The sequence below is a fragment of the Pseudomonas fluorescens genome, from assembly GCF_005938625.1.
GTDB classification, from domain to species: domain Bacteria; phylum Pseudomonadota; class Gammaproteobacteria; order Pseudomonadales; family Pseudomonadaceae; genus Aquipseudomonas; species Aquipseudomonas fluorescens_BD.
This window is the reverse complement of sequence record NZ_VCNJ01000008.1, coordinates 227312-249217: the sequence shown is the minus strand read 5'-3', so window position 1 is coordinate 249217 and position 21906 is coordinate 227312. Positions and strand designations below refer to the sequence as shown.

17 protein-coding genes are annotated in these 21906 nt (G+C 59.2%); 9 read left to right on the top strand and 8 right to left on the bottom strand.

The annotated features are described in order from the left end of the window. Positions 1-86: 86 nt before the first annotated feature. The 4 genes from FGA82_RS07305 to FGA82_RS07290 all read left to right on the top strand — a co-directional run bounded on the left by FGA82_RS07305 (position 87) and on the right by FGA82_RS07290 (position 4537). Positions 87-2000 carry a sigma-54-dependent Fis family transcriptional regulator gene (locus FGA82_RS07305; RefSeq protein ID WP_141126568.1) on the top strand — a complete coding sequence of 638 codons (1914 nt, stop codon included), beginning with the start codon at positions 87-89 and terminating at the stop codon, positions 1998-2000. A gap of 266 nt (positions 2001-2266) precedes the next feature. Then, positions 2267-3616: a UDP-N-acetylmuramate:L-alanyl-gamma-D-glutamyl-meso-diaminopimelate ligase gene (gene mpl, locus FGA82_RS07300; protein WP_141126567.1), complete on the top strand. Its 1350-nt coding sequence runs from the start codon at positions 2267-2269 to the stop codon at positions 3614-3616. Continuing rightward, positions 3613-4260, top strand: coding sequence for a flavin prenyltransferase UbiX (gene ubiX / locus FGA82_RS07295; RefSeq protein WP_141126566.1), 648 nt, complete (start codon positions 3613-3615; stop codon positions 4258-4260). The genes mpl and ubiX overlap by 4 nt, the downstream gene beginning before the upstream one ends. Beyond that, positions 4253-4537, top strand: coding sequence for a YceK/YidQ family lipoprotein (locus FGA82_RS07290; RefSeq protein ID WP_141126565.1), 285 nt, complete (start codon positions 4253-4255; stop codon positions 4535-4537). Before ubiX ends, FGA82_RS07290 begins: the two co-directional genes overlap by 8 nt. Before the next feature lie 127 nt (positions 4538-4664). Here FGA82_RS07290 and FGA82_RS07285 read toward each other — a convergent pair whose 3' ends face one another. The 3 genes from FGA82_RS07285 to FGA82_RS07275 form a co-directional block, all read right to left on the bottom strand. After that, the gene (locus tag FGA82_RS07285) at positions 4665-5306 is read right to left on the bottom strand and encodes an oxidoreductase (protein ID WP_034153753.1); all 642 of its coding nucleotides are present in this window, start codon (positions 5304-5306) and stop codon (positions 4665-4667) included. 27 nt (positions 5307-5333) lie between these two features. Then, on the bottom strand, positions 5334-7061 hold the full coding sequence (locus FGA82_RS07280) for a C13 family peptidase (protein WP_141126564.1): 1728 nt from the start codon (positions 7059-7061) through the stop codon (positions 5334-5336). Between the two features lie 112 nt (positions 7062-7173). After that, the gene (locus tag FGA82_RS07275; RefSeq protein ID WP_034153755.1) at positions 7174-7629 is read right to left on the bottom strand and encodes a MaoC family dehydratase; all 456 of its coding nucleotides are present in this window, start codon (positions 7627-7629) and stop codon (positions 7174-7176) included. Between the two features lie 194 nt (positions 7630-7823). Between FGA82_RS07275 and FGA82_RS07270 the strand changes: the two genes are divergently transcribed. The 5 genes from FGA82_RS07270 (at position 7824) to FGA82_RS07250 (ending at position 10481) form a co-directional block, all read left to right on the top strand. Next, the gene (locus FGA82_RS07270; RefSeq protein WP_141126563.1) at positions 7824-8186 is read left to right on the top strand and encodes a CidA/LrgA family protein; all 363 of its coding nucleotides are present in this window, start codon (positions 7824-7826) and stop codon (positions 8184-8186) included. Further along, positions 8186-8902, top strand: coding sequence for an LrgB family protein (locus FGA82_RS07265; RefSeq protein WP_141126562.1), 717 nt, complete (start codon positions 8186-8188; stop codon positions 8900-8902). The genes FGA82_RS07270 and FGA82_RS07265 overlap by 1 nt, the downstream gene beginning before the upstream one ends. 10 nt (positions 8903-8912) lie before the next feature. Next, positions 8913-9503: an LON peptidase substrate-binding domain-containing protein gene (locus FGA82_RS07260; protein WP_141126561.1), complete on the top strand. Its 591-nt coding sequence runs from the start codon at positions 8913-8915 to the stop codon at positions 9501-9503. A 115-nt stretch (positions 9504-9618) separates the two neighbouring features. Then, entirely contained in the window at positions 9619-9849 is a 231-nt protein-coding gene (locus tag FGA82_RS07255) for a hypothetical protein (RefSeq protein ID WP_141126560.1), read from the top strand. 71 nt (positions 9850-9920) lie between these two features. Continuing rightward, positions 9921-10481: a hypothetical protein gene (locus FGA82_RS07250; RefSeq protein ID WP_141126559.1), complete on the top strand. Its 561-nt coding sequence runs from the start codon at positions 9921-9923 to the stop codon at positions 10479-10481. 59 nt (positions 10482-10540) lie between these two features. Here FGA82_RS07250 and FGA82_RS07245 read toward each other — a convergent pair whose 3' ends face one another. The 5 genes from FGA82_RS07245 to FGA82_RS07225 form a co-directional block, all read right to left on the bottom strand. Further along, complete coding sequence (locus tag FGA82_RS07245) at positions 10541-12517, bottom strand: hypothetical protein (RefSeq protein ID WP_141126558.1); 1977 nt, start codon at positions 12515-12517, stop codon at positions 10541-10543. Positions 12518-12586: 69 nt separating this feature from the next. Beyond that, the gene (locus FGA82_RS07240) at positions 12587-14305 is read right to left on the bottom strand and encodes a hypothetical protein (RefSeq protein WP_249384224.1); all 1719 of its coding nucleotides are present in this window, start codon (positions 14303-14305) and stop codon (positions 12587-12589) included. A 367-nt stretch (positions 14306-14672) separates the two neighbouring features. Beyond that, entirely contained in the window at positions 14673-18149 is a 3477-nt protein-coding gene (locus FGA82_RS07235) for a calcium-binding protein (RefSeq protein WP_141126556.1), read from the bottom strand. 53 nt (positions 18150-18202) lie between these two features. Continuing rightward, complete coding sequence (locus FGA82_RS07230; RefSeq protein WP_141126555.1) at positions 18203-20209, bottom strand: hypothetical protein; 2007 nt, start codon at positions 20207-20209, stop codon at positions 18203-18205. A 352-nt stretch (positions 20210-20561) separates the two neighbouring features. Then, a complete protein-coding gene (locus FGA82_RS07225) occupies positions 20562-21878 on the bottom strand; it encodes a bifunctional DedA family/phosphatase PAP2 family protein (RefSeq protein WP_141126554.1) in 1317 nt (438 codons plus the stop codon). Between the last annotated feature and the right edge of the window lie 28 nt (positions 21879-21906).

Below are 21906 nucleotides of genomic sequence, written 5' to 3'. Positions count from 1 at the left end.
GCCAGCATTGCAATGCGTCGGTGGCTGGAGGATGCTGAGCGTCACCTCAGCATTGGGCCGTCGAGCCTCGGGGAGAACAATAAGAAATGCACGACAACCATTTGAGTCGCCATGCCCAGCAGGTTCTCACCGTCAGTCAGGGCAAACCGCACCTGCACGGGCCTGGAGCTGATCCGTCGATTGCCCGCTCGTGGCTGCGCTGTCTTGAGGACTATCACCTCGACCCGGCCCTGACCATGGCGCCGACCGTGCTCGAACACGGGCGCGTCCTCGAAAGCCGCGAACGACTGCAGCAAGTCCTGCAGATCGCCGGCAATGAAATGAGCAGCCTGCATCAACAACTCTCCGGCGCCGGCCATGCAGTGCTGCTGACTGACGCGCGTGGGGTGATCCTCAACTGCGTCACCGCGCCGGCCGAACGCAAGATCTTCGAACGCGCCGGGCTCTGGCTGGGGGCTGACTGGAGCGAAGCCTGCGAAGGCACCAACGGCATCGGCACCTGCCTGGTCGAACGTCAGGCGCTGACCATTCATCAAGATGAACACTTTCGCGGTCGCCACACCGGCCTGACCTGCTCGGCGAGCCCGGTATTCGACCCGCATGGCGAACTGCTGGCGGTGCTCGACGTGTCTTCGGCGCGCCACGATGTCTCGCGGCAAAGCCAGTTCCACACCATGGCGCTGGTCAATCTGTCGGCGAAGATGATCGAGAGTTGCTACTTCCTGCGCTGTTTCGATAACCAATGGTTGTTGCGTTTTCATTTGCAGGCCGAATCGGTCGGTCTGTTCAGCGAAGGGCTGCTGGCGTTTGACGGGGAAGGGCGGATCAGCGCGGTCAACCAGAGTGCACTGAATCTGCTCGGGCATATTCGCGGTGGCTTGCTGGGTAAACCAGTGGAGGCGTTTTTCGATTGTTCGCTGGATGAATTGCTTGGCCGCGCCAGTGCCCATGCCAGCGCCAGTTGGCCGCTGCGCACCCGTGACGGGCGACATCTGTTTGCTGTGTTGCGCGGGGAATCGCGCAAACCTGTACCGATGGTATCGACGCCGGTGGTGGCTGAAGCGCCGCGCTTGTCGGGCATCTGTCTCGGTGACGAGGCGTTGCAGGCCGATTTCCGCAAAGCCCTGCGCGTGTTCGAGCGTGACGTGCCTTTGTTGATCAATGGTGAAACCGGCTCGGGCAAGGAGGCCTTCGCCAAAGCTGTGCACCAGGCCAGTCAACGCTCCGCCAAAGCCTTCGTCGCGCTCAACTGCGCGGCCATTCCTGAAAGCCTGATCGAAAGCGAACTGTTCGGCTATCGCGGCGGCAGCTTCACCGGCGCGCGCAAGGACGGCATGCGCGGCAAGCTGCAGCAGGCAGATGGTGGCACGCTGTTCCTCGATGAAATCGGCGATATGCCATTGGCCTTGCAGACTCGTTTGTTGCGAGTCCTTGAGGACAGACAGGTCGTGCCGATCGGTGGTGAGCCGGAGTCGGTCAATGTGCGGATCATCAGCGCCACCCACCGCAATCTGCTGGAGCGGGTTGCGGACGGCAGTTTTCGCGAGGATTTGTACTACAGGCTCAATGGGCTGGAAGTGGGGTTGCCGGCATTGCGCGCGCGCAGTGACAAATCGCAGTTGCTGGATTTTCTGCTGGCCGAGGAGGCGGGCGGTGAAACGATAGTGATCGACGAGCCGGCGCGTCAGGCGTTGCTGGCGTTCAACTGGCCGGGCAATGTGCGGCAGTTGCGCAATGTGCTGCGCACGTTGGCGGCGTTATGTGATGAGGGGCGGGTCGGGGTGGAGGATTTGCCGGTGATGATTCGGCAGGGGCGTGCAGTCCTTCCGCCAGCCGAGTCTGGCGAACACCCACTGGACGATGCCGAAAGGTTAGCCTTGCTCGGGGCGCTTGAACAAACGCGGTGGCACATGACTCGCACCGCTGAGCAGCTTGGGGTTAGCCGTAATACGCTTTATAGAAAGCTGCGTAAGCATGGGATTGAGCGGCGAGTCAGTTAGAAGGCCCTCACCCTAGCCCTCTCCCGGAGGGAGAGGGGACTGACCGAGGTGATCCGGCAATTTACGCCGAGCTGAAATATCGAGCCGAACTGCGGATTTGAAAGCAACGCAGATCGGCTCCCTCTCCCTCGGGAGAGGGCTGGGGTGAGGGGCTACAATCTGCAGCCGAACCGAGATGCTGCGGCCAACCAGCCCCGCCCCTCACCTAAAGAGTGCGATTTCCCCCTCCCTACGCTAACCTGCGGCCATGTTTTACGAGGTCGACTATGCACATTCATATTCTGGGTATCTGCGGGACTTTCATGGGCTCGATGGCGGTGTTGGCCAAAGAGCTGGGCCATCACGTGACCGGTTCCGACGCCAACGTCTATCCGCCGATGAGCACGCAGCTTGAAGCCCAAGGCATTCAGCTGACGCAGGGCTATGACCCGGCGCAGCTCGATCCGGCGCCGGATCTGGTGGTGATCGGCAACGCCATGTCGCGCGGCAACCCGGCGGTGGAATATGTCCTGAACAAAGGCCTGCCGTACGTGTCCGGCCCGCAGTGGCTGGCTGACCACGTGCTGCAAGGTCGCTGGGTACTGGCGGTGGCCGGTACGCACGGCAAAACCACCACCAGCAGCATGCTCGCCTGGGTGTTGGAGCACGCCGGCATGAGCCCGGGTTTCCTCATCGGCGGCGTACCCCAGAACTTCTCGGTCTCTGCTCGCTTGGGCGGTACGCCGTTCTTCGTAATCGAGGCCGACGAATACGACAGCGCCTTTTTCGACAAGCGCTCGAAATTCGTGCATTACCGTCCGCGTACCGCGATCCTCAATAACCTTGAGTTCGATCACGCCGACATCTTCCCGGATCTGCTGGCGATCGAGAGGCAATTCCATCACTTGGTGCGCACCATCCCGAGTGAAGGCCTGGTCATTCATCCGACCACCGAGCCTGCCTTGCAACGTGTGATCGAAATGGGCTGCTGGACCCCGGTGCAAACCACCGGTGCTGGCGGTCAGTGGCAGGTCAAACTGCTCAGCGAAGATGGTTCGGCGTTCGAAGTGATGTTCGAAGGCGTGTCGCAAGGCACCGTCGAATGGGAGCTGACCGGTCAGCACAACGTCGCCAACGCCTTGGCTGCGCTGGCCGCGGCACGTCACGTTGGCGTGGTGCCGTCGATGGGCATCGCCGGTCTGAGCGCATTCAAGAACGTCAAACGTCGCATGGAGAAAGTCGCTGAAGTACGCGGAATCACCATCTATGACGACTTCGCTCACCACCCGACCGCCATCGCCACCACCCTCGACGGCCTGCGCAAACGCATCGGCGATGCGCCACTGATCGCGATCATCGAACCGCGCTCCAACTCGATGAAACTCGGCGCGCACCGTGATGGCTTGCCCGACAGTGTGGTCGATGCCGATCAGGTGATCTGGTACGCCCCGGTCAACCTCGGTTGGGACCTGGCCGGCACCGCTGCGTTGTGCAAAGTGCCATCGATTGTCAGCGATTCGCTGGAAGGCATCATCGAGCGCGTGAAGAGCCAGGCGCAGCCCGGCACTCATGTGGTGATCATGAGCAACGGCGGCTTCGGCGGCCTGCACGGCAAACTCGCCGAGGCGCTGCAATGAACACTGGTTTTGAGAGCAATGGCCCCGAACGCATCACGCTGGCGATGACCGGCGCGTCCGGCGCCCAGTACGGTTTGCGCCTGCTTGATTGTCTGGTGCGCGAAGATCGCGAAGTGCATTTCCTGATCTCGAAAGCTGCGCAACTGGTCATGGCTACCGAGACCGATGTCACGCTGCCGCCCAAGCCGCAGATGATGCAGGCATTCCTGACCGAATACACCGGGGCTGCCGCCGGGCAGATCCGCGTTTACGGCAAGGAAGACTGGATGTCGCCGGTAGCCTCGGGCTCTGGCGCTCCGGCGGCGATGGTCGTGGTGCCGTGCTCTACGGGCACGTTGTCGGCGATTGCCACCGGCGCGTGCAACAACCTGATCGAACGTGCGGCCGATGTCACGTTGAAGGAGCGCCGTCAGTTGATTCTGGTACCGCGCGAGGCGCCGTATTCAAGCATTCATCTGGAGCACATGCTCAAGCTGTCGAACATGGGTGTGACCATTCTGCCGGCCTCACCGGGTTTCTATCATCAGCCCCAGACCATCGATGATCTGATCGATTTCGTCGTGGCGCGGATTCTCAATCTGCTCGGCATTCCCCAGGACATGCTGCCGCGTTGGGGTGAGCATCATCTGAGCAGTGATGAATAAGCTGCTGGTGATCGGGCTGGTGTTGTTACTGACCGGGTGCGCCACGGCGCGCACGCTGGATGCGGCCAAACCGGGGGCACCGGTGGTGTACTCCGGGACGCGTCTGGACTTATACGCGATGAATGGCGGCTGTTGCGCGATGGATCGGTTCGGGGCTGAGGCGCCGAGCTATCCGGGCGTTGACCTGCCGGCGAGTGCGTTGCTCGATACGCTGTTGTTGCCGTTGTCATTGCTGACGGTGATCGGTGTGAGCTTCCAGGCAACGGGCGGATTGTAGTTAGACAGATCGTTCCCACGCTCTGCGTGGTAACGCCTCCGGTGACGCTCTGCGTCACGCTTTGGGACGCAGAGCGTCCGTGGCTGCATTCCCACGCAGAGCGTGGGAACGATCATGCGGCGGAAGATTATTTACCGAGCTTGCGCAGCTCATCCGACTCGATCACCCGCACGCCATCCTGCTCTTCCAGCGCCAACCGCCACATCGCCCGCGCCAATTGGCACGCCTCGATGCCACGGTATTTACCGGGAATCAGCTTTGACAATGGCCCGGCCAGTTGCTCGGCCAGACGCGGTTCAGTCCGCTCACCCAACAACAGCGATGGCCGGCAAATGGTCAGTTGCGGCCAGTCCTGCGCACGCAATGCCTGCTCCATTTCACCTTTGACCCGATTGTAGAAAACCGACGATTTCGGATCGGCGCCAATCGCACTGATGACGATCAGATGCCGCGCGCCCATCTCCCGCGCGCGTTTGGCGAACGCCACGACCATGTCCAGATCCACCGCGCGAAACGCCGCTTCCGAACCGGCCTGTTTGATCGTGGTGCCGAGGCAGCAGTAGGCGATATCGACACGGCCACTCAGTTGCGGCAGAAACGCCTGCGGATCGCCGACCGGGTTTTCCAGATGCGGATGTTCGGCCAATGGCCGACGCGAAGGGGCGAGCACGCGAGAAATCGTTGGCTCGTTGAGCAACCGGTCGAGTAGATGTTCACCGGTCAAACCGGTGGCTCCGGCAAGCAATACGTGCTGAGGCGTCAAGTACATAGTGTCTCTCCCTTGATACTGTTCAGCTTAGTTGCTCTTTATCGCACCGTCGTTCAATGCAGCACTTTGCAAAGCTTTTCTTGCTTGCTGTTTGCGCAGCAGTTGCCAGTGCGCCAGCACGGTTTTCGGCGCCCAGATCTGCGGCTCCGAGGCTTCGAAATTGTCCGCCAGTTCACGCTCGGCGACGGTGGCCTTGGCCAGTTTGAAGGCTTGCTCCAGATCATCGGTCTGGTTCAGCGCCTGGGCGAACAGGGCATCGCCGAAATAGGTGAAGTTGGCTTCTTCCGAGCAGCCGAAGGACACCCGGTCCGCGCGCGAGGCGGTCATGATCAGCGTGCGTTCGTCTTTCAGCGCCGGGATGAATCCACCGGAGTAGCACGAGGAAATCACGATGATCTTGTCGCGGTTTTTCAGCGGCGCCAGCACAGCAGCAAGTTCGTCGGCGGGCAGGTCGGCCAGTTCCATGCGCGGCTGGTCGAGCACCAGTTCATGTTCGGCGGTGCCGTGGCTGGTCAGGTAGATGAACAGCAAATCTTCCGGGCCGCTGCGTTCGGCGAGGGTTTGCGCGGCTCGGCGCAGGTTCTCGCGGGTGGCCATCGGCCGGTCGCCGAGGTGGTCGCGGTGGTTGACCAGACGGATCTGGCCATAAGCGCCGAAGCGTGTGTTGAGCATGTTGGCGACGTAGTCGGATTCGCGCAGGAACACGCTTTGCTTGCCGTCACCGCCGAGGGTCAGGGTGTACAACTCGACCGCTGGGGTCGAAGCAGGAATGGCGGCCAGTGCGTCTTCGAGCAGACGGCCCTGAGCGAGCAAACCGAGTTCGAGGGTGTCGGGCAGCAACTTGCCGTCGGCATCGCGCACGCGCTGGCCGTTGATCCAGGTGCCGCTCATGACGCTGCCATCGGTGAGCACCAAGGTGCCGCGTCCGGCGTAGCTGTCGTTGTCGAAGCCGCCGATGTAGAAACTGCCATCAGGCAGGTTCAAACGGCCCGGCCCACTGAAACGCCAGTCGCTGAACACGCCGACGTAATGGCTGCCGTCGGCACCGATCAACTCGCCCTTGCCGGTCAGCGCGCCTTCCTTGAACTGGCCGAGCCAGACATCGCCGTCGGCGTTTTCGTAGCGGCCCTTGCCGTGCAATTGATTGTTCTTGAAGCCGCCGACATAGATGTCGCCGTCAGCACTGTTGAAGGTGCCGTTGCCTTCCAGCTGACCGTTGACGAAATGCCCGCTGAACGAGTTGCCGCTGGCGTCGCCGCGCAGGCCTTCGCCGTTGGGCTTGCCGTGGGCGAACTGGCCTTGATAGGAACTGCCGTCGTCCATCTCCAGACGGCCGAGCCCGGAATACTGGTCAGCCTTGAATTCGCCACGGTAGGTCATGGCGTTTTCTTTCAGGGTACCTTCGCCTTCGCGCCGGCCTTGCTTGAAGCCGCCGGTGTAACTGCTGGCGTTGGTGGTCAGGCTGCCCTGACCGTCGAACAGGCCTTGTTGGAACTGGCCGCGATAGACCTCGCCATTGCTGCCATGCCATTCGCCCTGACCATGCCACTGACCCTTGTCGAACTGCCCGGCATACCAGCTGCCATTGGGGTAGTCGACGCGGCCCTGACCTTGCAGCAAGCCATCGACCAGTTCACCGCGATAGCGTCCGCCGTCGGGCAGGCGCGCATCTGGCGGCAACAGCGATTCGCCGTCGCCGCACGCGGTGAGCATCAGGGTCAAGGCAAGGGGTGCAATACGAGCGAGTGAGCGCATAGCGGGATCCGGGCAATTAGGCGACCGAGTATGCCGCAGCTATGTGAACTAATGCAGCCGGTAAAACCAGTGTTGACGCGAAACAGCGTGCGCTGCTTCGCATCCAGAACCATCAGACGAAGCAGAGCGACAGAGGCTCGGCGATATAGGCCGGTTTGTCCGAGCCTTCTATCTCAAGCGTCGCTGTGGCTTTGAGCAGCCACTGGCCCGGTTTTTTCTCGGTGACTTCGCCGAGGTCGACCTTGAGTCGTACCTTCGAATTGACCTTCACTGGCTGGATGAAACGCACGCTGTCCAGGCCGTAGTTGACGACCATCTTCACGCCTTGCGGCAGCACGAGGATGTCTTCCATCAATTTCGGGATCAGCGACAACGACAGGAAACCGTGGGCAATGGTGCTGCCAAAAGGCGTTTGCGCGGCTTTGACCGGGTCGACGTGAATGAACTGATAATCACCGGTGGCTTCGGCGAACAGGTTGATACGTTCCTGATCGATGGTGAGCCATTCGGAACGTCCGAGTTCCTTGCCGACATAATCTTTGAGCTCTGCAACTGGAACATAGGGCATTGAGACTCTCCTTGGGTTCATCGGTTTTATAGTTTTCAAGGTGGGGGGATTTGACCTCCCTGCGAACCACTGTAGATCATCATGGCGATTTGCTCCGGTCAACCGACCATGCTTTTGGCGAATGCCGATCCATAGCGCAGGCGTGCTTATAATGCCGAGCCCCTGCTGGGCGAAAAGTAAGACGGAGATGTCGGATGTTGCTACGTGGCCTGACCCTGCTGGTGCTGTTTCAACTGCTCGGCACGGCGCTCAATCATTTGCTGTTGCCGGTACTGCCGGGGCCGATCATCGGTCTGCTGCTGTTGCTGATCTTCCTGATCATTCGCGGTGAAGTCGGCGAGCCGCTGAACCTCGCGGCCGGCAGTCTGCTGCGTTATCTGCCGTTGCTGCTGGTGCCGCCTGCCGTCGGTGTGATGGTGTACGCGACAGCGATTGCCGCGGATTTCTGGGCAATTGTCGGCGCGCTGGTGCTTTCGCTGATCCTGTCGATGGCCTTCGCCGGGGTGCTGATGCAGCGCCTGGTCAAGCGTCACGCGCCTGCGTCGGAGGAGTCCTGATGCTTTTCGACTGGCACGGCGCCTGGGCTTCGGTCATTCATCATCCGCTGTTCGGCATCGGCATCACCCTCGGTGCCTATCAACTGGTGCTGGCGGCGTTCGAGAAAACCCGCTGGATCTTTCTGCAACCGGTGCTGGTCTCCATGTTGTTGGTGATCGGTGTGCTGGTTGGCTGCGGCCTGACTTACGCCGAGTACCGCAAGAGCACCGAGATTCTCAGCATTTTGCTCGGCCCGGCCACCGTGGCGCTGGCGGTGCCGCTGTACCTCAACCTGCGGCGTATTCGGCAATTGTTCTGGCCGATTTTTACTACGCTGGTGATAGGCGGAGTGGTCGCCACGGGCATGGGCGTGTTGCTGGGCTGGTGGTTCGGTGCCGAGCACATGATCCTGATGACCATGGCGCCGAAGTCGGTGACCTCGCCGATTGCCATGCTGGTGGCCGAACAAATTGGTGGCGTTGCGGCGCTGGCGGCGGTGTTCGTGCTGATCACCGGGGTGATCGGCGCGATCTTCGGCCCGGCGCTGCTCACCCGCCTCGGCGTGCACAGTCCCGAAGCGCGAGGCATGGCGCTGGGCATGACCGCGCATGCGGTCGGCACGGCGGTGGCCATGCAGGAAAACGATGAGTGCGGCGCCTTCGCCGCGCTGGCAATGAGTCTGATGGGCGTGGCCACGGCGGTGTTCCTGCCGTTGGCGGTGTCGATGGTGGTGTAAGGAAATGTCTATGAGTCTGCCGCTTTTCCCACTGAACACAGTGCTGTTTCCCGGCTGCAACCTTGACTTGCAGATCTTCGAGGCGCGCTACCTCGACATGATCGGTCGCTGCATGAAACAGGGCGGCGGTTTCGGTGTGGTGTGCATCCTTGAGGGCAGTGAAGTCGGTCTGGCGCCGGCGGGGTATGCGCTGGTCGGCTGCGAAGCACGTATCACTGATTTCCAGCAGCAGGATAATGGCTTGTTGGGGATTCGCGTGCAGGGCGGACGCCGGTTCAACGTATTGCGTACCGAGGTCCAGCGCGATCAATTGATCCTCGCGGAAGTCGAGTGGCTGGATGACGAACCCGAGCAACCGCTACAGGACGAAGACGCTGATCTGGTGGCACTGCTCAAGGCCTTGGCCGAGCACCCGATGGTGGAAGCGCTGAACATGGGCACCGAGGCGCTGGGTCAGCAATCGCTGGCCAATCAACTGGCCTATCTGCTGCCGTTCGCCGAAGAGGACAAGATCGATCTGCTGCAACTCGACGATCCCCAGCAGCGACTGGATGCGATCCAGGCATTGCTCGACGAGCTTCAGGGTGAGTTGTTTGCCTAGTTGCACTTTGAATCAACTCATGGCGACTGCCAGCATTGTTTTGCTTTTGTCTTTGTCTTAATTTCAGGTTGTCCGCAGGAAGCGGGCAACCTGAATAACAACAAGGATGAAAGACATGACTGTCTATGAAGATGAGTGGGCGTTTTGGGATGATATTGCCAGCAAGTATATTTTTAAATATGCCGGGGCGGATCATAACGAGACACACATTATTGAAGCCGCAACGGTTTATGCAGACCGTATGGTGATTGCCCGGCGTAAACGAAAATCAGAAAAAGTTCCTGTTGGCGAAGTCCCGCGGATGTCTGCGAGCGCCAAAACAGTAATGGCCGCGACCGCCATTTGATCCTTTCTTTTTCCAGCATGGCCTGCCGTTACAGTTTTAGTCACAGCAGGCGTTTGCACGTGGGCAACTGTATGTCTTTAACAGAAAAAACCAACCAAACATTCACCGCGCATCTTTATCTTGATGGCCGGCCAGTGGTGCTTAATCAACAACGTCTGCAACAGTCGCTTCGCGACCTGCGGATAACCAAAGGCGAAAAACTGGATGCCGAAGTGGGCCTGGCGGATTGGCGTGTCTCCAGTTTCATCACCCTGGCGGATCATGAGAATGACGCGCCACTGCTGTTGAAATTCGTCGCACAGGGTGACGAATATGCAATCAACCTTGTACTTGCGGGAGCATTCGACGGTGCGCGGTTATTCATAGAGGACAAGACGCATAACCTGCTGGCCAGTACCCATGCGCCAACACAGTCTTTTTCAATCAGTACACCTGCCACGACGAGGGCTTCTCTGCGCCACCTCGAATCCGGGCCGGCCTATCTTGAATTGATCAGCGAGCCGAATGACCGGCCCTTGTATCGCAATGTGAGCAGTGGGATGAGCACCTTCCTGGATGTAGATCCTAATGTGACGGGGCATAACGCCTTCAATCAGAAACCGGCAAAATTCGTGATCAAGGTAATCAAATAGCGATCAGTCGCTGTTTCATAAAAGGCGCCATTCATTATCAATATGGATGGCGCCTTTCGTCAGGCTCGGTAATGTTCGGCCACCGGCCAGGTTATATCGTTGGAGTGGGTGTTTTTGCCTTTGGGCAACTTCAACACGATGCCGCCGGAGTGGGCTATCTGGTTGATCAATCGGTCATAAGCAGTGGTTCCGAAAAAATAGCTGTCGCTCCCGTCGGTACCTGCCCATGTCGCCTTCTCTATCTGCTCGGCGTTGTCACCGGCCTGCCGCAAAATATCCTCGACTCTGGCCGCTTGGCTCAAGTCCGAACTCGCTAGCCATATCCGCTCTGCACTGATACCTCGCGTCGGCATTGATATCCGGCCTTCCAGTTTGTCTCCGTCGAAATCCTTGTCGTTCAGGTAAATGTTTTCCACTCGCGGGACGACTTCGATACCACGGGTGTCAATGACATACAGAAAACCCAGTGTTTGTTTGCGACGGAGCAATGGGTAGTCGCGTGAGTCGTCCATTTCAAACGAGGTGTCAGACTCCTCAGCCGAATTGTGTCGATACCCGCTCGACGAATCGCTGTCGGAAAAATGCCCTGGATAGCGGTTGGCCTGGCTGTTGTAGTGCCGAGGGTTGGAGTAGTAATCAAATCCCATGTAGCTCAAAGCATTGGCCGCACCGAATGTCGCGCTGAAAGCCGATTTGGTCGTGGAGTCAGAAGGATTGCCCCGCAATTTTACCAAGCGTTTGTCCCGAGCCAGTTCGAAAGGCGTACGCAAATCGGCGCGGAACATCGCCGGAATGTCTATCCGATAAAGATAGTCATGCTTATTGCGTTTGTAGCCGGCGTGCTCCAGATAACTTTTCAGGAGGTTTTCTTCATAACGTTGTTCGACGGGATGTGAGTCGAAATCATGGTTCTCGCCTTCATTTCTCATTTTTAGAATGAATGGCTCCAGTTCTTCTGCAATCTGCTCAAAGCGTGAGTTGTCCAACGGATTCTGACTCAAGCGTTTGTGCTGTTCGGCCCAATCGGGGAACCGTCCATGTTCCATGTCTTGTCGCAGACGATTTTGCTGAGCCATGCTCAAGTTGTAGCTGCGCAGGATTTGCGCACGTTCAGTCTCGGGTTTTTGTGGATAAGACCATCTCAATGAGTCGATCAAAAATGTGTGAGTATCCGGCTCGTTGAAACGCGTAACCCAGTCAGGTGCTGTTCCCAAGGCTTGTGCTTCGATTCGAAATACCAAGGCCTGCGCGCCCTCCAGGCGGTACATCTTCCAGATATCTCCATCGCTCCAATGCGCAAGTTTCAGCGGGACAGCTGTCTCTCCTCGTGCCTCACTCGGATCAACCCGAATCAAACGTCGATGCTCATCGGCAAAGGCGAAACCTGCGTCTCGTTGCACCACTTCGAATTCAGTCCACTTGCCATACGGGCCAGAGTGCTCAACCGCCCGGTGTTTGTGAACTGAGTAGTAGCCCTGAGCATCTGCGGTATAAGACGAGGCAAATTGCATGGGGTCGTAGTATTCGATCGGCTTCTTCAGGCTCCAGACGTTACTGTCGGCCACACGATAAAGGGGAGGTCCCGAGGGAGTCAGCTCACTGGGCAACCTGGCCCGGTAGGCCTTGATCAAATCGTGGAACGCCACCATCACCGTCAACCCGGCGGCGGATCCATCTTCGTTGGCGATGTCCGCGAACTTGCGCCCCTTGTGCATCTTCAGGCCGTCTGCATCGTGGTGCAAAGACGCGTCGACACTCTGCAAATAAGGCTCCAGGGGCGACGTCGATATACGAGTCCGGGGCGTCTGCGTTTCGGACATCTGTGTAATCGTTATGCCAGGCTCGACACTCGCGCTGCTGCCGTGAGGGCCGTCGGGGTTAATGCCCGGCGGCTCGTTCGAACCATCCGGCCTGACGCGGCCATGCAAGCGGGAATCCAGGTCAATGGGCCGATCGTAGGGCGCAGGACGAGAAACCGGGGGGGCGGGTGTATCGGTCGTTGGCGGTGGGCGCAGCGGCCCTGGTTTTTGACGCATAAAGGTCACTCCATGTGGTTGGGTCAGCCATCCGTTGGCTCAGTTGTGTTGTCAGCGCACCGCGCGCAATCAAGACCGGTCATGCTCGGGAACCGGCCAGACGATGTCGTCGGCGAACGTCTTGTCGCCCTTGGGCAGCTCAAGTATCAGGCCGCCTGAACCGGCAATCTCGTCGATCAGGCTGTCATAGGCATTGCTGCCAAAGTTACCGGCCGCTCGACTGTCGGTGCCTGCCCAGGTGGCCTGTTCGAGGGCCGCGACACGGTCACCCGCCTGCTCCAGCACATCTTTGACCCGGGCGGCTCGCGTCAGGTCGGAGCGTACCAGCCAGATCCGCTCGGCACTGATGCCGCGTGTGGGGGTGGAGATATGCCCCTCCAGGTCGTCGAAGAGGAATTTTCCGTTGCCGGGGTTGAATGCCTTGTTCTCAGCCCCGGGTACCACTTCCAGGCCTCGGGTATCAATGGCGTAAACAAATGACGTCTTTTGCTGGCGGCGCGTGGATTCATAACCTTGCGAGTCGTCGAACACGAAAGAGTTGTCAGAGTCGATCTCGTCGCCGGTTCGTTTACCCTCCGACACTGAGCTGCCACCCGAATCGGATGACTCGCCGGTCTGGCCTTTCGAGCTTTGAGGGTTCACGCCGGGAAAACGATTGGCCTGCGAGTTGTAATGCAGCTCGTGATAGAAGCCGCCCTTGGTCGCCGCGTAGGCGGTAGCGTCATGCAGTCCGAACGTTGCACTGAGCGCGCGTTTGTTCGTGGTGCCAGTGGGATTGCCTTTGCGGTACATCATCCGCCCGTCCCTGGCCAACTCGAACGGTAACCGGGTTTCGCCGCGAAACATCGCCGGAATATCGGTGCGATACAACATGTCGTGCTTGCTTCGCAGGTAACCGAGATGCGCTGCGTAGTCGGCTAAAAAAACATCGCTGTAGCGGGTGGCAGGCCATTGACGGTCGAGGGTCAGCCCTTGGGATCTCAGGTCTTGAACGTAGTTTTCCAGCTCTTCGGCGATCAGTTTGAAGCGCTGGTCATTAGTCGGGTCGAGGCTCAGACGTTTATGCTGTTCAGCCCATTCCGGGATCAGGCCGTCACCCGACTCTGTACGCAGCCGACACAGTTGATCCTGAGTCAGGTTGTAGCTGCGCTGTAATTCCAGACGCTGGGCCAAAGACATTTGTGGATGGAGCCACTTCAACGACTCGGCCACAAATAGAGGGTCTTCTATGTTCTGCGCCCGAGTTGCCCAGTCTGGCGCTCTGCCGGACGCTTGCGCTTGCGTGCGGAAATCCGTAACCCGGGCGTCATCCACAATGTACATACGCTGGATGTCCTGATCCGACCATTGCGCAACAGCTAACCTCCGGTCCTTCGGCTGCGCGGGATCGATGGCAATCCACTGATGCTCTGGGTGCTTGATGGCATAGCCGAGGATGGCCGTCTCACTGCTCGATCCGAGGGCGCGAAACGCGTAGTAACCGTCAGCATTCGGTGTCGCGGAAAACGCGTAATCATCGCCGTTCAGGAAGGTGAGGTGCCGGTCCAGACTCCACAGATTGTCCTGCGTGGTTCGATAGATCGGCGGGCCAGGTGCCAGGCGCCTGAAGGACATCACCCGATACGCCCTGAGGTCGGCATCGTATTGAACGCAAACGTGGTGCCGGCCTTCGGTGCCTGGAAGTTGCACGTCCACCCAGTCCTTGGCGAGATAACGGCGGATGCCAGATTCATTCGGCGCGGGTAGATCGCCGAAGTACGGATGTGCGACATCTTCCAGCGACGTCATCGAAAAATCTGGCGTGTCAGCGGGAGACCTTGGCACAACGCTCATTTCGAAAGGTGGGTTTATTGGTCGGGAGCTGCCTGGCTCATCCAGTCGAGGTCGCTTGGGTGAAGAGGGTGCATCGACCGGTAAACGACCCGTAATGCTTTCGAGTGTAGGGAGTATCGGGTTTCTCGCCGAATGATCCACAGGTAGCGATGCGGAGGTCGCCGGTGTGTCGATTGTCGGTGATTTGGGGCGTGGGCCCGGTTTTTGGCGCATGCATAAACTCCGTTTTTGCGCGTCAGCCTGTCCGTCGGCTGAAGTGAGCAGGTGCCCGTGTGGACGTCAGATCCACACGGGCAAGTCGATGAAACCGGGCAAAGCGCGGTCAGGTCTTGTTGATTGAGAAGTTCAGATCTTCGGGTTTGATTCGCGCTTGTGGATCGCTCCCCAGGCACCAGTACTTGCGCACTGAGTTGTAAACCACTGTGCCGATGGCTCCTGCTTTGACGCCGATGTGGGTTACATGAACCCTGGTCGCCAGTTCGTTGCGCTGTTGGTGCGCTTCGATCTCGGCCAACAGCGCTTCGATGCTGGCGTAGCCACGCGCATCGATGACGTAAAGCTGGAGCACTTCAAACAGCAGGGAAACCTCATAAATATTGCCGGCCGAAGTCGCCACGTTGATGGACTCCACCGGGACGTCGTCCTCGATATCGGGCAGTTCAATCGTGACACTGGCGATGCGTAAACGGTTGCCGTCCAGTTGTATGTCAGTGCGGGTGACGGTTTCTTTCAGCGTGTGGGTGTACAGAGTCCAGGTCGATGCATCGGCGGTTTTGGCTGTAGCACTGGGCGTCGAAAGGCGAATGATCGTGTTGCTGGCAAGGTGGATATCGTAAGTCGAACTCTGGCCTTCGAGCACATAAATGCCGGTGTGCGACCCCGTGTCGATCGTAATGCGGCTGGGTTCTGCTGTTATCAGCGGCTTCACGCTGGCCAACGGTCTGACAAAGCGATAATTGCCATTGCGTAGTTTGAGGCAACTGCGCGTGCTGCTTACGCGAGGGCCGGGGTTTTTCGCATCGTCCTCATAATCCAGTGTGGGAATCTGCAGGCGGTATGAAGTTTGGTCCTGCATGATCAGCACAACGTTTTGTTGCAGACGTGGCGTGGTGATTTTCAGGCTGTTTCTGCCGCTGTAACCGGTGGCCGCTGCGCTGGGCTGGACGACGCCTTTGAACATCACGACTTTCGAGGGCAGCCTGAGCGACAGGGTGAAGTCTGTGTAATACAAATGAGTATTGTCGGAGACGCCTTTGCGCACTTGCACTTCATAACTGACTTGCACATCGATGATTTCAGCGCTGTCGAACTCCAGATAAACGCTGCGGGACGTTTCGGCTGTGTTGCGCTGCGCGACGAATTCCACTTGTCGGTCGGTGCGCGACACAAAGTGCCGCTTCAAGCCTTGTTCGGCGATCTCGACCGTGCCGCCGTTGACGATTTGTGGTGCGGCTGCCGGTTGCCCGATGACAATCACGGCGGGCTCGATATCCACAGGCGCTGCCTCATCCGGCGACTGAGGTAACTGAGCCAGCAGTTCATAACCGTCTTGGGTCTTGAACTGCAATCGATCATTTTTCAGCTGACGTTTGCCATCGATCCACTGGTAGACATTTTCCAGCGTGAGGACATGTTCGGGATCGTTGCCATCCGCGCCGCGCAATGAGCTGACCACCAGCGAAGTGCCGATAATCTGCCAGCGCTGAATGACCTCCGCCGGCCAGCCGAATTCGATAAGACTCGACTGTTCACCGTCCTCGATAATGGTCGTGCGAGCGTTGCTGCTGGCGATATAAAAACGATCGGCGCCGCTGCCGCCTTCCACCCGGCAGTCAAGTCCGTAGAGGGCAATCGTATCGTCACCGCCGCCGGCGCTGATGCGGTCGTAGCCATTGGCGGAAATCTGGTTGGCCTCATCGTTTCCGCTGACACGGCTGGTGCCTTTGCGCAGTGTCGAGACGTTTTCGATCGAAGTGAGTTGCGCGACCTCAACGGCATCGACCGCAGGGTCAAGGCCTCGCAGCGCCACTCGGCCGCTGTGCAGATTGATGTCGTGGCCGATGTGGCGGGTGTCGCTGAGCGGGCGGCTGCCTTCGAAGGCCAGTGTGTCGGAACCTGCGCCGCCATCCAGCACATTGAGGTGCGCGGGTTTGTTGATCCGGTTCAATTCCTGCTCGGTGATGTCCTGATAAAACGCATCGTTCCTGTCGCCCCCGGTCAGTGCCTTGTGATCCGCGCGATAGGTGAACAGATTGGGTTTGTCCCGGACGCCGATGACCCGATCGTTGCCGTCGCCCAGGCGCCAGAAAATGCCTTTGTCGTCACCGGCACTGCCCGATACTTTGCCTTGGAGATTGGCGGGCAGGCCGTTGCCGGCATCGATCACGTCGTCACCCGCGACAACGACTGTCTGGTTGTCGAGCTTGAACGGCTGTTGACCGGTGCTTTCGTCCCATTGGTAGCGCCAGATTTCCACGGGCTTCAATTCGACCTGGAAGGCGCCGTTGATCACGTGTTCGATGGAGTGCTTGTAGGCGCCCTCCAGCATGTCCCTGGCCGACAATTCGAGCTGCTGCTGGTGGTCTCGATAGCCCTTGGAAAGCTTGAAACGGTCCAGTACGTCTTGATCCAGTTCCTTGTTGGTGAAGGCGAACCAGCCGGAGCGCAGGCGTTCCTCAAAGGTCAGTTCGATGTAGTCATCGATGTCGTCCACGACCCGGGCGGCCTGGTAGATCATCGACGCGGCGATGAGCAACCCCGCAGCGACGAGTCCGACCGGCCCGGCGACGCTGCCAAAACCGGCCAGCGCAGCGACGCCCAGCACCAGGCTGAGACTGGCACCCGCAACACTCAGACCGCCGCTGACGTAGTGATCCTGGGCCACTTTGCCCTGCGCCGCGGCGGCAGCATTGAACGATTTGATCGCATCGGCAATATCGAAAGGCAGGGTGATTGCGCTGGCGAACATCCCGGCACCGCGGCTCATGTATTTGCCGACCGACGTCAGCGGGAAATACTTCAGCGCGGTGCCGCCATTCCTGAGCATCGCTTCACCGGTCCTGGTCAGCCCTCGCTCGATGATCAGTGAGCCGAATTCGGCGGCAATCGAGCCACCCTGAAAAACCGCTTCCAGGGTGTCGCCGTGCTTGATCGCATCAATCATGGCCTTGTAGCCGCTATAGATGCCGAATGCCTGCATACCGACGCCGGCGCCGCTCATCAAGTAGCTTTTGTTTTTGCTGATCCAGCCCGGCGCATTTTCCAGCGCATCGGCGCGGTGGATATCCAGTTTCTGCGCGGCTTTGCCCAATTGGTTCAGACGATCCATCGCGCTGCCGGGGTCGATGGCGGTGTCGGCGACGAACAGCGGTGCGGCATCGACGGAACGTTTGCAGGCGATCTCGTAGAACAGCATCGCCGCCACACCGCTGTCAGCGATGTCCACGGACTTCAAGCGCGCCTGCACCCTGTCGGCGTCGAAATTCAGTCCGTTTATAAAGGCTTGATCCGCTCGCTGCATGCCGGCATTCGCCGTACTGATGGGCTGGCCATTGACCGTCGCACCCAAAGCCTGAAGCTCGACCCGGCTGGCCATCACCTCGCCGATGCGCAAGGGGCCGAAATGTTTGTCGAGGGATTTGAGCGTGCGTCGGTAGGGGGCATCCGCGTCGTCTGGCGGTGTTGCGCTGTTGAGGATGCCAGCCAATGGCGCATGAAGGTTGGCCGAGGCGCTGATGGGGGCGACCTGGATGGGGCTGATGCTGACATTCTGCAGCGGGGGCGTGATCATTTTTGACATGTCATTAATCCTTTAATGAAGTGCGTAGCAATCCCGGTATCCGTACCGGTGTGTCACGAGGTTTGAGTCGGTTCAGGCCACCTGACGTCGTAGGCGAATTCGTCGCCGCGCCCCGACAGCCGGAGCACGGGCTTGCCCGCAGCCTCGGCTTTGTCGATCAACTGATCGTATTCGGATTTGTTCTGGTGTCCGGCATGGGTGGCGGCTTTGATGCGCTTGGCGCTTGCGCCTGCTTGCGCTTTGATGTCGTCGATCTTCACCGCTTTGGTCAGGGCCGAGTTGAGCAGCCAGATGCGCTCGGCATCCAGTCCGCTGCGGGTGACTGAAATCAGCCCTTCGAAGTCGTCGGAGGGAAACCAGGTCGGAGGTGTATTGCGCGCCGCTGAATTGAAACTCATGTTTTCTTCATGAGGCACCACTTCCAGGCCGCGGGTGTCGAGTACATACAAAAACATTTCCTGCTGGCGGGTGCGCGTTGATTCATAGCGACGATCGTGATCCCACGGCACCGTGTCTGCGGCATCTGACCATTCGGACGATGTGGTGCTTTCTGTGTCACTGGCATCGCTGCCCGAATCGCTATCATCGGCATCCCGTCCCGGGTGTTTGTTGGTCTGTCTGTTGAAGCGCAAGTACTCGGGATCAGGCTCGCTCGCGTACATCTTCCCTTCTTTGAGACTGAAGGTGGCACTCATCGGTTTGTGCGTGGTTGCCCCAGGTTCGTGGTGATAGCGCGGCAGCATGAAGCCATCATTGGCGAGTTCGAACGGTGTGCGCTCGTCGCCACGGAACAGCGCCGGGATGTCCGTGCGGTACAGGCAATTGTTCTTGTTGCGCAGATAGCCGAGTTTGCTCAGCAGCGCGTCGCGCACCGGCGCGGTCATGCTGGTTTCGGGGCTGTACCAGGCATGCCGGGCATCGCGCTTGAGGTTGAGTTCCTTGACGGCGTCCTGGGTCATCTGTTCGAGGCGCTGTGGATTGGCGATGTCGTCGATCAGGCTTTTGTGGGCTTGCGCCCAGTCAGGCATTTTCGGTTCGGTCTTCAGGTCTTGTTGCAAGCGGGTCAACTGACTCGGCAGCAGGTTGTAGGACTGCAGGAATGCCTCGCGCTGGGTCAGGCTCATGGTCGGGTGCAGCCAGCGCAGGGTATCGCGCAGCAAATCACGGTAGGGGTTCGTGATGTTGGGAACCGCCCACAGCGGACTCTTGCCGCTGGCTTGGGCATCGGTTCGAAAACGCCAGAGATCCTGGCCGTGGATGTCATACGCCTGCCAGATCTCGAGATCGGTCCAGTGCTTCAAGAGCGTGGGCTGGGCACCGAAACCGCCGGCCGGTGGATCGACCGGGATCCAGTTACCGAAGGCGTCCAGGAAGGCCAATTGCGTGATCGTCTTGTTCGACCCGAAAGAAGGTGCCAATTCGTAATAGCCTTGGGCATCCGGCGAACGCGGTGATGGCTTGTACAGATTCTGATCGAGGGGGGCGGGGCGGGGCCGTTTTGCGAGGGGGGCGGTTCCGGGTGGCGGCGCAGGTCGTTTCGTCGAGGCCATGATTGGCGCCGGATGCTCCGTCAGGCGCCAGGTCAATCGGCCTTCGTTCCGGTAAAGCACCGGCCCGGACGCTGATCGCTCAGAGACCAACTTGCAGCGATAAACCCCGGCGGCATCCTGACCGACATGGGTAGTGCGCAAGCCTCCTTCATGTTCGACGTCGACAAACTGGCGTCCGACGATCCAGCGAAAACCGTCATCCTCCGCCGGTTTCATGCCGCGCAGGAAGTCGTCGCGCAGCCAATAAGTGTCGGGCGAACTATCGTTTGCGAGGCGGGCAGGACTCGTAACCGGCATGGCCTGGATGGCCACGGCAGGCGGGGTGTTGTCGATGATCGGGCGACCGCTAGCGGTGGGGACGAAATCCTCGCCACTCGGCGAACCCGGTACCCGGAAAATGGAAGGCCCGCTGGTAGCGAAGGGCGTTTCGGTTCGCAGGGGCGGGAATGTGCTCGAGTCAGGTTGCTGCGTTGAGGGCTGGGGTGGTTTGCGCGGTATCTTTGGACTCATGGAGTACTCGAAATCAGTTGATGTATTGAACCCCTCGATTTGTAAGTTGAGTTGTTTGTCTGGCAGGCAAGTGCAAGCAGTCTCACTTTAATGGCGAGAATTTGCCGAAGGGCTTCAAGGGTTGTGGATTTAATCTAACTGGTTTTTCAAGTTATGGAAGGCGTTGTTGTAGCGGTTTACAGGTGATGTGTAACTTCTATTGTTTTTGTTTTGAAGTGTAGGAAGTTGCAGTTTTTATAGATAGGAAGTTTTACTTTGGATGAGTAAGGTTTGATAAGGGAATAGCGCTGCTCATGTCGGATATTTCCTAAAAGAGCAGCGCGAAGGGAATAAGGCTTGTATATCGCCTCATTCAGTAGGCGTAACGCAACAACGTATGGGGCAGATGCCGCAGGACGAAAAAGCCAAACAGCGCCAACATGGCCGGCAAGATCAGCCACCAGATCTTGAACGGCATGGGATTGAGCGGGGTTTTGCGCTGGCTCAGCCATAAGGCAGCGGCGCAGACACAAGCGGCAAGCATGGCGCCGGCCAATACGTCGGTTGGCCAATGAGCGCCCAGATAGACCCGCGACAGCGCGATGGCGAGGGCCGGAATACAGGCGATCAGCAACCAGGTCAGGCGCATGCGCGGTGGCTGTCCGCGACCCGCCAGCACGGCCAGGGTCAGAAACAGCGCAAATGAACCTGATGCGTGGCCGCTGGGCATGCTGTAAGTGGTCAGCGGATCGCTCAGCACTTCCGGGCGCACCCGGGCGAAGAAGTATTTGGTCCCGGTGTTCGCCAGTGCGGTGACCAGCAACGTGCCGCCGACGAAAATCGCCTGGCGCCATTGCCGGCACAACAGCAACAGACCTGTCAGCAGGACGCTGAACAGCAGCATGTTGCGGAATTCACCAATCAGGGTCAGCGTGACCGCGATTTCATCGAGCACCGGTTGGCGATGTTCCTGCACCAGCGTCATCACGCCTTGATCGAGTGCTGTCAGGTACGGATAGCCGATGAACAGACCGATCAGTATCAACAGGCTCATGCTGCTGATCCAGATTGTTGCGCGGCGGTGCCGGCGCAGGCTGCTGTTCACGCTGAGGCCGACCATCACGGCGACGCTGCCGGCGACAATCCCGGCCTCCAGCCAGAACCCTTCAGGCAATGGCAGGCGGAAGGCCGCGCCGGTGGCCCAACCGGGCAGCAGATAAGCCAGACTCCAGCCGGCGGCGGCCAATAGACTGACAGCGGCGAAACGCGGGAAGGGCATGTCGCACATGCCGGCGACCATTGGCAGCATCGGCCGCAACGGCCCGATAAAGCGACCGACCAGCAGGCTGGCGATGCCGTAGCGCTGGAAGTAGGACTCGGCGCCGGCCATCCATTCCGGATGATGGCGCAGCCCTGGCAGGCGCCGAATGTTCTGGTGGAAATGGCGGCCGAGGAAATACGAAACGGCATCGCCGAGAATCCCGCCGAGAAAACCCAACAGCAACGTTTCGCTCAGCGACAGTGCGCCGCTGCCAGCCAGTACAGCGACGGCAAACAGCAGCACGGTGCCCGGCACGATCAAACCGGCAATCGCCAGGCATTCCACAAAGGCAACAATGAACACCGCAGCAGCCAGCCACTGTGGATTGGCTGCCAGCCAGCCGGTCACGCTATCGAGCCATGGGCCCATACAGAAAAACTCCAAATCATTAATGGCC